The 13,537-nt window shown below is 69.1% G+C and carries 9 protein-coding genes; 2 read left to right on the top strand and 7 right to left on the bottom strand.

Features of this window, described 5'->3' with window-relative positions; all coding sequences use genetic code 11:
- Positions 1–218 precede the first annotated feature (218 nt).
- Both ACZ7M3_RS13840 and ACZ7M3_RS13835 read right to left on the bottom strand, forming a co-directional pair.
- Positions 219–995 (bottom strand): TIGR03936 family radical SAM-associated protein, encoded by a 777-nt coding sequence (locus ACZ7M3_RS13840; protein ID WP_472063247.1) that lies wholly within the window; start codon positions 993–995, stop codon positions 219–221.
- Positions 996–1,043: 48 nt separating this feature from the next.
- Positions 1,044–2,240: a hypothetical protein gene (locus tag ACZ7M3_RS13835; protein ID WP_472063245.1), complete on the bottom strand. Its 1,197-nt coding sequence runs from the start codon at positions 2,238–2,240 to the stop codon at positions 1,044–1,046.
- A 668-nt stretch (positions 2,241–2,908) separates the two neighbouring features.
- Between ACZ7M3_RS13835 and ACZ7M3_RS13830 the strand changes: the two genes are divergently transcribed.
- Positions 2,909–3,493 (top strand): TerD family protein, encoded by a 585-nt coding sequence (locus ACZ7M3_RS13830; protein ID WP_472063243.1) that lies wholly within the window; start codon positions 2,909–2,911, stop codon positions 3,491–3,493.
- A 63-nt stretch (positions 3,494–3,556) separates the two neighbouring features.
- On the opposite strand, the gene ACZ7M3_RS13825 is transcribed toward ACZ7M3_RS13830, so the two are convergent.
- The 3 genes from ACZ7M3_RS13825 to ACZ7M3_RS13815 form a co-directional block, all read right to left on the bottom strand.
- Positions 3,557–3,718, bottom strand: coding sequence for a hypothetical protein (locus tag ACZ7M3_RS13825; RefSeq protein WP_472063241.1), 162 nt, complete (start codon positions 3,716–3,718; stop codon positions 3,557–3,559).
- Between the two features lie 330 nt (positions 3,719–4,048).
- Positions 4,049–6,685 (bottom strand): amino acid permease, encoded by a 2,637-nt coding sequence (locus tag ACZ7M3_RS13820; protein WP_472063239.1) that lies wholly within the window; start codon positions 6,683–6,685, stop codon positions 4,049–4,051.
- Between the two features lie 452 nt (positions 6,686–7,137).
- Positions 7,138–8,502 carry a glutamate decarboxylase gene (locus ACZ7M3_RS13815; RefSeq protein WP_472063237.1) on the bottom strand — a complete coding sequence of 455 codons (1,365 nt, stop codon included), beginning with the start codon at positions 8,500–8,502 and terminating at the stop codon, positions 7,138–7,140.
- A gap of 810 nt (positions 8,503–9,312) precedes the next feature.
- Here ACZ7M3_RS13815 and ACZ7M3_RS13810 point away from each other — a divergent pair.
- On the top strand, positions 9,313–9,783 hold the full coding sequence (locus ACZ7M3_RS13810; RefSeq protein ID WP_472063235.1) for a VOC family protein: 471 nt from the start codon (positions 9,313–9,315) through the stop codon (positions 9,781–9,783).
- 641 nt (positions 9,784–10,424) lie between these two features.
- Here ACZ7M3_RS13810 and ACZ7M3_RS13805 read toward each other — a convergent pair.
- Positions 10,425–11,165: a hypothetical protein gene (locus ACZ7M3_RS13805; RefSeq protein ID WP_472063233.1), complete on the bottom strand. Its 741-nt coding sequence runs from the start codon at positions 11,163–11,165 to the stop codon at positions 10,425–10,427.
- Between the two features lie 390 nt (positions 11,166–11,555).
- Entirely contained in the window at positions 11,556–13,526 is a 1,971-nt protein-coding gene (locus ACZ7M3_RS13800) for a TIGR03960 family B12-binding radical SAM protein (protein ID WP_472063231.1), read from the bottom strand.
- Between the last annotated feature and the right edge of the window lie 11 nt (positions 13,527–13,537).

Below are 13,537 nucleotides of genomic sequence, written 5' to 3'. Positions count from 1 at the left end.
CGGCAGTGCCGGTGACGTCCGCGGCTCGCGCGATGCGCGGTGCCGCCGTCCGGGGCGCGGGCGCCGCACGGGAGCTCTCTGTGTCCTGTCTCGCCGGTTCCGTACGCCATGTGTGCGTACGGCCTGGCGAAAGTCTTCTGGTCGGTGCGCTGCCCGACCCAGGTGGCTCCCGGATCCGAGGGCGGCGCTACGACGTCCGTCCTTACGCGGGACCTTCCTTACGCCGACGCCTTCGCGGCGGCAGTTTCGGCGACCCCTGCGCGATCGGCTGGGGCGGCCGTGACTGCCTCGCGGTCGGGCGCGAGCGGGTCGGTCACCGTGCCGGTCTCTTCATCGAACAGCCCCTGCGCCAGCCTGGTCACCGCTGCGGCGACCGGCGGCGCCAGGTCGGCCACGGCGCGAAGACCGGACAGGACGTCGTCGGGTCGTACGGCAGGCGTCACGTGCCGAACAACCAGGCGCAGTATCGCACAGGGCTGGTCGGTCGGCCTATCGGCCTGCGGACTGTGCGCCTCGAGGCTCGCCACGGCACCGCGGGCGTCGAAGGTGCGCATCCCGTTCTTGGTCCTGCGCTGGACTTCCACCGTGTCGGCCGCCTTGAAGGCGTCGACCGCGCGTTCCGCGTCCTCGGGCGCCACGCCGTCGAGGCGCAGCTCCCACACGGACGCGGTGAGCCGGTCGGCGAGACCCGAGGTGCGGGCCTCGACCGCCTCGATGATGTCGAGCCCCACGGGCATCGACTCGTCGAGGAGCTCACGCAGCTTCTGAGGGTCTCGCGTCTGGGTGAGCGCGATCTCCAGGTACTCCGCCTCGCTGCCTGTGCCGGTGGGTGCGGCATTGGCGTACGACACCTTCGGATGCGGTGTGAACCCCGCCGAGTACGCCATCGGCACCTCGGCACGGCGCAACGCACGCTCGAAGGCGCGCTGGAAGTCACGGTGGCTGGTGAACCGGAGGCGGCCGCGCTTGGTGTAGCGCAGTCGGATGCGCTGCACCGCGGGTGCGGGCGGCGGGCCTTCGGGCTGTCGCTTGCCCAGTGTCGTTCAGTCCTTCGTGAGAGCGGTCGTACTGCTACCTAGAGTACGTGTCGCGGCGGCTCCCGGTTCCCGCCGGTGCTTCGCCAGGGGTACCCGCTCGGGCTCCCGGGGCGTACCGAAGAGCATGCGGCGGATGTCCGCGCGGGTCTGCCGCGCCGACTCGCGTGCGGTGGCCAGGGCCTGCCGTGTCACACGGCCGACGCCGCGCGCGACGTCGGCGGCGGGCCGCAGGACCGTGTCCCGGACGACGTGTCCGACGGGCGTCAGCACGCTGCGGTACACCCAGCGCACGGGCTCCACGAAGATCCACCGGAAGAGTCGTCCGAGGAACCGGCCGACGGCGAGCGAGAGGTGTCCGGCCACCCGCCAGGCGTGCCCGAGCGCGTCCCCGACCTCCCGCGCGACGACGGCGAGGACCCGTCCGACCGGCACGAGCACCCAACGCCACAGGGCGAGCGCCGGCAGCACGAGCAGGATGCGCAGGGCCCAGTAGAGCGCGGCGCCGATCCCGGTGAAGATCATCCGTACGAGCCACCCGAGTCCGCGCGCCGCCCACGCGATCGCCCGTCCGACGGGGGCGAGGATCCACTCGTACAACCACAGCGCCGGTACGACGATCAGATGGCGGACCAGCCAGGCCACGACCCGGTACGTCCCGAGCGCGACCGCCCCGACCCCGATCCCCAGGCCCCTGAGCAGCCAGGCGACGGCCCGCCCGACAGGGGCCAGCACCCGGGCGTACACCCAGGCGAGTACGGCGCCGATGCCACGGAGCACCCAGGCGAACCCGGCGCCGAGACCGCGGAGGACCCACATGAGCCCGGCGCCGATGCCCCGCGCCACCCAGGCGATCGCGTGTCCGACCGGCGTGAGCACCGTCTCGTACATCCACACGGCGGGCACGACGAGCAGCACGTATCCGAGCCACGCCAGCGCCTTTCCGACCGGCACCACGGCGTACCGCCACAGCGTCACCCACGGCCAGACGAACACCGCCCAGGCGACCCACTGGAACACCCGCCCCACGGGGCGCAGCACGGTGTCCCGCAGAAACCTTCCGCCGACCACCAGGGCGTCCCACAGCATGCGCACCGGCACGACGAGCACGAGGACGACGATCCGCACGGGCAGGCGGATCGCGACCGTGAGGCACCCCTCGGCCGGTACTGCGGGTCGCTCAGCAGGCGACTTTTCCAGATCCATACCGACGTAGACGCGTCAGGGCACCATCTGGATGCACACCCCTGAGGCCGGTTGCGCTCCCGTCGAAACTCCTCGCGGTACTCCTGGCGGTCGCGCCGTCGCGCCCGGTGTGGACGCGGCCGTCGGACACGTCGAGTCGGCCGAGCTCGGTCCCCGATCGGGCCGACAGCCGGATGCCCGCCTCGGCGAAGCCGGACAGATCGGCTCCGGGCCGCCCGCGCGGCCTCCCGGTCACGCGCGAAGCGGCCCCCCCGCGTCCGCCTGTGCCTGGGCACGCCGACAACCCCCAACCGCCCCGGGCCTGGTGGTGGTCAGGAACAGGCATGGGCGTCGGATGCGCCGGCGGCCCCGGAGCGACGGGCTCGACCCGCTGGGAACGGGGGGCATGGCGGCCCGGAACGCGGGTGCCCGGCAAGCCCTGCTCCCGTCGACCTCGCGCCAACTCCGTCTGGAAGGCGCGCTCTTGTCACTCCCGATCCCGCCGCTGTCTGGACTGCGCCGCCAACTGGCGCTGCGCCTCAGCCCAGATACCGACCAACCTCTAGTCGGCGATCAGTGCCTCATGTGTCTCCTTGTCCGCTTATGAAGGGACCCCTGCCGAGGCAACACCGAAAGCTCCATGCACACTTTGCCTGTCGCAGTCCCGCCTCCAAGAGGATGATCCACGCATGATTACGCTCTCCAAAGAAGACGGCCCGGCGGATCTGGACGGAGTCACCCATCTGTCCATCGGAGTGTCCTGGGACCCCACCGCGGGCAGCAGCGGTGGAGTGATGGGCGTACTCCGCCGCAAAACCGGCACCGACCTGGACCTGATCGCCATCGCGATGCAGGGCACGGACCCGGTGCGCCTGGCGGGCCTCGACTCGCTCGACCCCATGGGCAACGGCTCCCTGGTCCACAGCGGTGACAACCAGACCGGGCGCGGGGAGGGCGACGACGAGACGTTGACGGTCGAGTTCGCCCGCATACCGCCCAACATCACGGCGATCGTGTTCATCGCCGCCGCCTTCAAGAAGGGCAGCTCCTTCCAGAAGGCCCGCAACATCAGCTTCAAGGTGTACGACGCGACCGGCGGCACCACTCAGCAGGTCGCCGACATCTGGCCGAGCCTGCTCACCCAGGACAACGGGTGCGCCGTGGCCAAGGCCGTTCGGGTCGACGGCAGCTGGAAGCTCGAGGTCATCAATGTGACGGGGAAGATCAAGCAGGGTGACGAGCACGCCCTGATGCGCTTCGCCGTCAGCAAGTAGTCCGCCGTCAGTAGGTAGAACGGGGTACCCGGGGCCCCTGTAGGACCCCGGGTACCCCGAGTACTACATACGCCGAACGGCCTGCGCCTCCGCCCTCTCGACGGGCGTGCGGCCGTAGACATGGACCAGGGCGAGATGGAACAGGGCGGGCGCAAGAGGGGCCCAGCGGTGGATCCGATCCGCGCGCAGCATGTACGCGACCACTGCCGCAGGCCGGAAAGGCACGTAATCGATGGTCTGATGCTCCCATCGATCCGCGACCCCTCGGCTCATACGCGCGCACCGCGCGGGTGGAGCGAGTACGCAGCCTGAACCAGCCGTCCTGCAACGGTTGCTGGAACAGCACCGCACACAGCATCCCGAGTACGGCGCCCACGACTCCATTGGCCACATCGATCCCGCCCATGCCAGGCAGCGTAGGCAAGTTGATCACGCCACGCGCGATATTGCCCTTTCCGTTACGGCCGACTCGGATCAGCGTGGCGGCCCCTGCGACCGACAGGCCCCGGTGTGACCGACAGGCACCGGCTCGGCCTGTTCGGACCTCGGGAGGCCCTAGTGGCCGTCCGTCGGCGGCAGGTCCTGCTCGGTCCAGATCGTCTTGCCGGTGGGTGTGTAGCGCGTGCCCCAGTGGTGGGTCATCTGGGCGATGATGAACAGACCCCGGCCTCCCTCGTCGTCGTTCGCGGCGTGCCGCAGATTGGGCGTGGTGTGGCCGGTGTCGGAGACTTCGCAGATCAGGGTCCGGTCGCGGATCAGGCGTACCTGGATCGGACCGCCGACGTAGCGGATGACGTTGGTGACCAGTTCGCTGACGATGAGCTCGCTGGCGAACGTCAGGTCGTCCATCCCCCAGTCGCGGAGCTGCTTGCCAACGGCGGTGCGGATGGTGGCCACGGCCGCCGGGTCCGGGGGCAGCTCCCACTGGGTGAACTGGTTCCGGTCGAGCAGGCGGGTGCGGGCGACGAGCAGCGTTGCGTCCTCGTCCACGGCCCCGGGCAGCAAGGTGGTCACCGCCCGGTCGCACAGCTCTTCGAGGGACGCTCGGTGGTCGGCGATGATCTGGGACAGCTGCGCGAGTCCGGCGGCACGACTGTCGGCCGCCTGGAGGAGGCCGCCCGTGAAGAGGGCGACGAGACTGCCCGGCGGGAGCTCCAGATCCGTGCTCTGGTAGGGCAGGCCACCGATTCCCAGCGGCGGTCCAGGGGGCAGCTCCGGATGGTCGACGACACCCGTGTGCGGCTCGACGACCAACAGCACCGACTCCCCGGCCCGCGCCAGGCTGCACTTCCCCGAGACGGGGTCGTACACCGCGTACAGGCAGGTCACGCCCAGGGCCTCGTCGGCCTTCGGCCTCAGGTGGCCCGGGCCCTGGCCGGCTCCGCGCTCGTGCGCGGTCTGCTCGACCAGGTCGTCCAGGCGGGACAGGAGCTCGTCCGGGCTCAGGTCCAGCCGGGCCAGCACGCGCACACCCGTACGCAAGCGGCCCATGGTGGCGGCGGCGCGCAGGCCGTGTCCGAGCACGTCCCCGACGACCAGGCCGACCCGGGTGCCCGACAGGGGAATGACGTCGTACCAGTCGCCGCCCACCCCGGACCCGCTGTCGGCGGGCAGGTAGCGGCTCGCCGCGTCGACGGCGGCGTGCGGCGGCAGGCGGCCCGGCAGCAGGCTCCGCTGGAGTTTGAGGGCCACGGCGTGGCCACGGGTGACCAGCGGCATCAGCAGGAGACCGAGCAGCAGGGCGCCCAGGCCCAGGACGGTGACCCCGCCCGTCCTCCCGATCAGCGGCAGGTCGACGCTGGTCCTGCCGTATTCGGGCTTCGCGTAGATGCCGAAGGCGGCGTAGAGGAACAACAGGAGCATCATCAGCCCGCCGAGCCCCGGCAGCACGCCCTTGAAGACCAAGTCTCTGGCACTGCGGGTGAGGACCTTGCGGTGGTACCAGACGCAGGCGAAGCCGGTCAGTCCGTACTGGAACGCGATCGCGAGACCGACCGCGTCGATCGAGTCGGCCAGGACGTTGTGGCTGAACGACGTCAGCAGGATCAGCACGGCGATCGACACCACGCCCATGCCGACGGTTCCCCAGGTCGGGGTGAGAAATCTGCGGTGGACCCGGGCGAACCGGGCGGGGACGGCCTTGTGGACCGCCATGGAGAAGACGGTCCTGGCCAGGGGCAGGATGGTGGTCTCCGCGGAGGCCAACGCCGAGGTCAGCACCATCAGGATCAGCAGTCTCGACAGGAACAGCCCTGTGTCGTCGCTCCCGAACACGGCCGCGCCCAGTCCGGAGAACACGTCGTTCGCGTTGTGCGTGTTGCCGAGCCCGATGCCCGAGGTGCCGACTCCCGCGAACGCCTGCGCCGAAGTGGACACCAGCCCGTACATGATCACGAGCAGCACTGTGGACAAGACCGCGGCGCGCCCGGGGACACACCTGCTGTCGACGGTTTCCTCGTTGACCGCGAACGCGGTGTCCCAGCCCCAGTAGATGAAGACCCCCGCGAGGATGCCCGAGGTCAGCGCCGTTGCCGAGGGCACCTCGAACGGGTTGAACCAGGAGGCGGAAACGTGGATCGCCGTCGAGGGAGGGTCGGTGTAGACCTTGACCAGCGCGGCGACGGCGAACAGGAGCAGCATCACCACTTCCAGGCACAGCAGCCAGCGCTGGACAGCCGCCGAGAACTCGATGCCGACGTAGCAGATCGCGGTCAGCACGACGATCCAGGCGATGCCCGCCACGGTGGTCCACAGCCGGTTCTCCGCCAGTCCGTCCAGGCCCACCAGCCGGAAGCCGTAGGCGGCGGCGACCTCGGCGAGGCTCGCCATGACGATGATGTTGGCGACGATGAGGCCCCAGCCGCCCATCCAGCCGGTACGCGGTCCGAAGGCGCGGGTGGCCCAGGTGAAGGTGGTCCCGCAGTCGGCGTTGCTCGCGTTCAGCTCCCGGAAGGCGTACGCGACCAGCAGCATCGGGATGAACGCCAGCATGGTGACGATCGGGGCCTGCAGTCCGACCCCGGCCACGATGATGCCCAGCGTGGCGGCAAGGCTGAACGCCGGGCCGGTGGAGGCCAGGCCCATGGCCACCGAGGAGAACATGCCCAGGGCGTCGTTCTTGAGCCCCTTCCGGCCGGACCCCGTCCCGGGAGCTGGGCGGCCGGCGGACTCGACGCCGCCAAAGTGCCTCACACTTGATTCCAACGCCGGGCCACTCCCCTCCGCAACAGCGCAGGGGCAGCAGAAGGACCCGAACCGGGATCGGACCCACGCCTGACTCGACCTTGGCTGGGCCCAGCGGCGCGCACGGGTGCCGTTCTACAGCCGCCCGAGGCCGCGGCTGCCCGTGGTCGTGGATGTCAGCGCTGGATGTCAGCGGAACCTGCGCCACCTCGGCCGTCACCCCAGCTCATCCCGCCTGTGCGCTGCGATGGTGGTCACGAACGTGTGGACGCCGCTGTGCTCCTCGACTGACCGTGGCTGACCGTTCAACCGACCGTGGTCGGCCGTGGTCGGCCGTTCGATCTGGTACGTATCTGGCGCGCGCAGCAGATCTGCTGGAAGCAGGGTTCGCGGAGGAGACGCCCGGAGACGCCCACAGAGCGAGCGAGCAGGTGTGTGCGACCCGGGCAGGCGGAGGGGCGTCAGTAGCCGGTGCCGCGCTTGACCTGGGCCCGCTCGCTCCCATGGGTCGCACCCTTGTCGTCCAAAGTGCGACACGCGTCGGCGATGTCCTGGCTCAGGCGATCGATCTGCTCGCGGCTCAGGGTCTCCTTGACCAGGGCACGCATGATCTTCACCCGCTCCGCGTTGGGCGGGAGCGTGTACGCCGGCACCATCCAGCCGCGCTCGGCCGAGAGTTGCCAGGCGACGTCGGACTCGTCGTAGGCGTGCTGGCCGACGAGACGGAAAGCGACCAGCGGCAACTGCTCGAGGTCGCTCCCGATCACTTCGAAGCGGCCACCGCTACGCAGGTTGTCCGCCAGCACGTGGGCGTTCTCCTGCAACATCCTCATGACGTAGGTGTAGCCCTGGCGACCGAGCCGGACGAAGTTGTAGTACTGCGCGAGCACCATCGACGCGCCGGTGGAGAAGTTCAGCGTGAACGTCGCGTCGGTCTTGCCCAAGTAGTTCTCGTGGAACACGAGGTCCTTGGGCAGGTCGGACTCTTCGCGGAAGACCAGCCAGCCGATGCCGGGGTAGACCAGGCCGTACTTGTGTCCCGAGACGTTGATCGAACGGACCTGCTCGAGCCGGAAGTCCCATTTCGAGTCCGGGTAGAGGAAGGGCCACACGAATGCGCCGCTGGCTCCGTCAACGTGGATCGGGATGTCGAGGTCCCGCTCCTTGCGGACGTCCCGCAGGAGCTTGTCGATCCCGACGACGTCGTCCTTGTGGCCGGTGAACGTGGTGCCGAGGACGGCGACGACGCCGATCGTGTTCCCGTCCAGGTGAGGCTCCACGTCCTCCGGGCCGATCGTGTACTTGCCCTCGGCGAGCGGCACGATCCGCGGCTCGACGTCGAAGTAGCGGCAGAACTTCTCCCACACGACGTGGACGTCCCCGCCGAAGACCAAGTTGGGCCGGTCGACCGACAGATTGGCCGCCTGACGGCGCTCCCGCCACTTCCACTTCAGCGACAGCGCCCCGAGCATGATCGCCTCGGACGAGCCCTGGGTCCGGCATCCGGTTGTCTTGCCCGGCGCGTTGAAGAGGTCGGCGAGCATGCGCACGCAACGCTGCTCGATCTCGGCGGAAATCGGGTACTCCGCATGGTCGATGAAATTGCGGTGGAGATTCTCGGCGATGATCCGTTGCGCCTCCGGCTCCATCCAAGTGGTGACGAACGTGGCGAGGTTGCGCTGCGGGTCGCCCTCCATGGCGAGGTCCACATCCAGCAGCCTCATTGCGTCCGTCGCAGCCATGCCTTCCAACGGGAAGGTCTCCGAGGGAGCGGGCGCGATCAGGAATCGGTTGCCGAACAGGTCCGCCTCGTCACGCTTAGTCATATGACGATTCAAACAGCAGTCGGTGCCCGCCTCGGCGAGGGACACGCCGAGGCGGAATGGCGAGGCGCGGCGCCGGGCGTCCAGGTGGAGCGCCCCACTGTACGAACGACCTGGACGCCCAGTGCCGTGTCCGCTCGGCTCCGCCTGGGGCGAAGGTGATCGAGACGGGAGCCCACGACGCCCGCCACGATGCGGCAGGCACCCGCGAACGGCGCCCCGTCCATCCCGGAGTCCGAGTGCCCCTGCCGGAGGCACCGCCTCGGCCCGCGAATGAATTTCTGGCTTCGCCCGCCTGCACGCCCGTGCCGAGGGAAAAGTTCCAGCCCACTGGGACGAGGCGCCTGCTCCCATCCCGTCCACCATCGACCAGGCCACCCACCCACACGCCGACGAACGCCAACGAGCCCCCTCCCCATCAAGGAAGGGGGCTCAACTGGTCTCGGTCGCATGGCAGCGCTCAGCCCACCAGGGCCTCAATCACCCGATCGAGTGCCTCGCCACCTCAGTGCGCGTGACCGCTCGGTGCCAGCGCCGCGTTCTTGACCGTCAGAGGCGGCAGCTTCTTGCCGGTCGGGCCGATTTGCACGGCCGTATCCATCCGCGGGCAGCTGGTCACCCACACTCACGCCCAGGCCCTGGTCACCGCCATCAGACGGCGAGCGGGTACTGCCCGATGTCGGTTGCGCGGACGAGGAGAGGAACGGCCCGAAATCCTGCGACTGCGACCTGGCCGAGATCCACCGATGAGTTCCGCCGACTCGGCCGGTCTACCAGGACGTACGCCATCGAGCCACCGACTGGAGACCCACCATGACCAATCCCGCACACCCCGGCCGCATGCTGTTCGTGAACATCCCCGTTGCGGACCTCGAGCGCAGCAAGGAGTTCTTCGCCAAGCTCGGGTTCAGCTTCAATCCGAAGTTCACCGACGAGACCGCCGCCTGCATGCTGGTCGGTGAGCACGCCTTCGTCATGCTGCTCAGCCGCGAGAAGTTCGCGGAGTTCGCGAAACTGCCGATGGCCGATCCCACCACGCACACGCTGGCGTTGTACTGCTTCAGCGTGTCGTCCCGCGATGAGGTCGACACGGTCAGCGCCGCCGCGCTCGCGGCGGGCGGCTCCGAGGCGGATGGCGCCGAGGACTACGGCTTCATGTACTCACGCAGCTTCTTCGACCTCGACGGCCACGGCTGGCAGGTCATGTGGATGGACCCGGCGGCGGCGGAGCAGGGCCCCGAGGCGTTCGCAGCCTCCACGCAGGACGCCGACACCCCGGCCTGACCCACCGCGTTCCGCACATGCGCCGTCATCCTGCGGCCGACCGCCACGCCGAGAGCCCCTCCCGGACGGGGAGGGGCTCAGGGGAGGGGCTCAATGGCCACACAGCCTCGCACAAGCCTGGACCGAGCCCTCAGATCCACTCCACCTCGGAGACGATGTGCAAGGCACTGCCAGGACCCGGCAGGGGCGTCCCAGAGGACGCCGGCGGCGCCGACGGGCGAGGGGGCGAAGCGCCACCGCAGCAGGCACGGCCGCCACCTCGTCCTCACTCGCCCCCGCAAGCGCGCCCATCACCCGATCGAGTGCGTCGCTCACCTCAGTGCGCGTGACCGGTCCCCGCGGGGGCCGGTGCGGCGTTCTTGACCGTCAGCGGCAGAAGCTTCTTGCCCGTCGGGCCGATCTGGATGCTCGTGTCCATCTGCGGACAGGGAGCCACCCATACCCGTGTCGAACCGCCGACTACCGCTTTAGGGAACGAGGTTGGGCGGTGGGTGGAATGAGCTACGGAGCGGTGCGCCGCAGCAAGTGCACGCTCGTGCTGCCTTGTTGTCGCCGAGTCGCCCTGAGTCTGCGCACCTAGAACCTGTCCGGGCGATCATTGGGGTCCCGCCACGCAGCCGCGGGACGGCCGGACTGACGACTCAAGAGTGACAGAGCAGGTCGAGGACGACGGCCTCGGCGTCGAGGGCGTCGAGATAGCGGTTGGCCTGTTCCCAGTGGCCGTCTGTGTCCGCGTCCATCCACGTGCCATCAAGGGTGACCAGGGCGAAGCCGGGCACGGCGCACCGGACCGACCACAGCCGGGCTTCCTCATGTTCCTGCGCGAAATAGGCGACTGGGTCGTTGAGCAGGAACGACGTATCAAAGTGCGGGTCTCCCGCGACGGCCCTCTGGGCCACGTCCTGCACCAGTGGCTGGGCCAGATGCTCCTCCCTGGCGTCTGCCGCGGAGTACGTCTCAGGATCGGCCTCGTGGCGAGCGAGGAAGTCGGCGAGCGGGCGGGCTGGCGGGTGTATCGCGGTCAGCCCGGTCCAAGCGGTGAGCAGGGCGTCATGCGCGCGCGCCGCTCGTTCCCGCATACCGTCGAAGTCGAGCAGACCCCGAGGCCCGCCGTAGCATTCCAGCGGCCCGAGGCCATCGAGCTTGGCCTTCCTGCGCGGCACCGTTGAGGCGGTGACGAGCCTGCGGTCACCGTCGTGCTGAGGCAACACGAGGTAGGCATTGCCCGGGCTGGAGTGGATGGCCCACCAGTCCCAGTGGCTGACCGGATTCCATTCCTCGGTGAGGTTGACGTTATAGGGCGCCATGGCGGCAGCTACAGCCTGCGGAATCTTCCGCGGCGCAGTCGGCGGCAGACACACAGTGGCGTAGAACTTGGTCATGCCCAGGAGCGTAAGCTCTGGGATTTTACCCGCCCATCCGACTGTCATCTCATCGGATCGCTGTCTCGGCGGGCCAGCCACCGCGGCGGGGCACTCCGCAGCGTCAAGCCCACGAATTCACGTGCCGCCAGACGTCAACGAGCCCCCTTCCCGGTGAGAAAGGGGGCTCGCGACACACAGTCACACACAAGCCGATACGGACCTCAGACCCACTCCACCTCGGAAACGATGTGCAGCGAAGCCTCGGGGCCCGGCAGCGGCGTCCGGAGGGGCGCTGCCGGCGTCGGCGGGCACGGGACCGAGACGCCGGCCGCGGACAGTGCCGCCGTCACCTCGTCCTCGCTAGCCCCCGCCAGCGCCTCAATCACTCGATCGAGTGCCCCGCTCACGTCAGTGAGAGTGACCGCTCGATGCCGGCGTCGGACCCGCGTTCTTGACCGTCAGAGGCAGCAGCTTCTTGCCGGTCGGGCCGATTTGTATGGCCGTATCCATTTGCGGGCAGACGCCACAATCGAAGCACGGGGTCCAGCGGCAGTCCTCGACCTCCGTCTCGTCGAGGGCGTCCTGCCAGTCCTCCCAGAGCCAGTCCTTGTCGAGGCCGGAGTCGAGGTGGTCCCAGGGAAGGACCTCCTCGTAGGTCTTCTCGCGGGTCGTGTACCAGTCGACGTCCAAGCCGAAGGCGGGGAGGGTCTTCTCGGCGCAGGCCATCCAGCGGTCGTACGAGAAGTGCTCGCGCCAGCCGTCGAAGCGGCCACCGTCCTCGTAGACCGCGCGGATGACGGCGCCGATGCGGCGGTCACCGCGGGAGAGCAGGCCCTCGACGATGCCGGGCTTGCCGTCGTGGTAGCGGAAGCCGATGGAGCGGCCGTACTTCTTGTCGCCGCGGATCTTGTCGCGAAGCTTCTCCAGGCGGGCGTCCGTCTCCTCGGCGGAGAGCTGGGGCGCCCACTGGAACGGGGTGTGCGGCTTGGGGACGAAGCCGCCGATCGACACCGTGCAGCGGATGTCGTTCTGCCCGGAGACCTTGCGGCCCTCGGCGATCACGCTCATCGCCATGTCGGCGATCTGCAGGACGTCCTCGTCCGTCTCCGTCGGCAGGCCGCACATGAAGTACAGCTTCACCTGACGCCAGCCATTGCCGTACGCCGTGGAGACGGTCCGGATCAGGTCCTCCTCCGAGACCATCTTGTTGATGACCTTGCGCATGCGCTCGGAGCCGCCCTCCGGCGCGAAGGTCAGACCGGAGCGGCGGCCGTTCCTCGTCAGCTCGTTCGCCAGGTCGACGTTGAAGGCGTCCACACGGGTCGAGGGGAGGGACAGGCCGATCTTGTCCTCCTCGTAGCGGTCCGCCAGGCCCTTGGCGATGTCGCCGATCTCCGAGTGGTCGGCGGAGGACAGGGACAGCAGGCCGACCTCCTCGAAGCCCGTCGCCTTCAGGCCCTTCTCCACCATCTCGCCGATGCCCGTGATCGAGCGCTCGCGCACCGGGCGGGTGATCATGCCCGCCTGGCAGAAGCGGCAGCCGCGCGTACAGCCGCGGAAGATCTCCACCGACATCCGCTCGTGGACCGTCTCGGCCAGGGGGACCAGCGGCTGCTTGGGGTACGGCCACTCGTCGAGGTCCATGACCGTGTGCTTGGACACACGCCACGGGACACCCGACTTGTTCGGCACGACACGGGCGATCCGGCCGTCGGAGAGGTACTCGACGTCGTAGAACGCCGGGATGTAGACGTTGCCCGTCTTCGCCAGGCGGAAGAGGACCTCCTCGCGGCCGCCCGGGCGGCCCTCCGCCTTCCAGGCCCGGATGATCTCCGTCATGTCGAGCACGGCCTGCTCGCCGTCACCGATGATCGCCGCGTCGATGAAGTCGGCGATCGGCTCGGGGTTGAACGCCGCGTGGCCGCCGGCCAGGACGATCGGGTCGTCGAGCGTACGGTCCTTGGACTCCAGCGGGATCCCGGCCAGGTCCAGGGCCGTCAGCATGTTCGTGTAGCCCAGCTCCGTGGAGAAGGACAGACCGAAGACGTCGAAGGCCTTCACCGGGCGGTGACTGTCCACCGTGAACTGGGGGACCCGGTGCTCGCGCATCAGCTCCTCCAGGTCCGGCCAGACGCTGTACGTGCGCTCGGCGAGGACGCCCTCACGCTCGTTCAGCACCTCGTAAAGGATCATGACGCCCTGGTTGGGCAGCCCGACCTCGTACGCGTCCGGGTACATCAGCGCCCAGCGGACGTCACAGGCGTCCCAGGCCTTGACCGTGGAGTTGAGCTCTCCGCCGACGTACTGGATCGGCTTCTGCACATGCGGGAGCAGAGCTTCGAGCTGTGGAAACACCGATACAGCGGCTTCGGCAGGCATCTCGCGAACCT

It is taken from the genome of Streptomyces sp. NPDC111656 (assembly GCF_055656965.1).
Note: the sequence above shows the minus strand (reverse complement) of the source record. Positions and strands in the feature narration are given on the sequence as shown.

Bases quoted from the DNA above. Each gene is read 5' to 3' on its own strand.
- ACZ7M3_RS13800 (WP_472063231.1), bottom strand. From the start codon at position 13,526: ATGCCTGCCGAAGCCGCTGTATCGGTGTTTCCACAGCTCGAAGCTCTG.
- ACZ7M3_RS13835 (WP_472063245.1), bottom strand. From the start codon at position 2,240: ATGGATCTGGAAAAGTCGCCTGCTGAGCGACCCGCAGTACCGGCCGAG.
- ACZ7M3_RS13830 (WP_472063243.1), top strand. From the start codon at position 2,909: ATGATTACGCTCTCCAAAGAAGACGGCCCGGCGGATCTGGACGGAGTC.
- ACZ7M3_RS13810 (WP_472063235.1), top strand. From the start codon at position 9,313: ATGACCAATCCCGCACACCCCGGCCGCATGCTGTTCGTGAACATCCCC.
- ACZ7M3_RS13805 (WP_472063233.1), bottom strand. From the start codon at position 11,165: ATGACCAAGTTCTACGCCACTGTGTGTCTGCCGCCGACTGCGCCGCGG.
- ACZ7M3_RS13815 (WP_472063237.1), bottom strand. From the start codon at position 8,502: ATGACTAAGCGTGACGAGGCGGACCTGTTCGGCAACCGATTCCTGATC.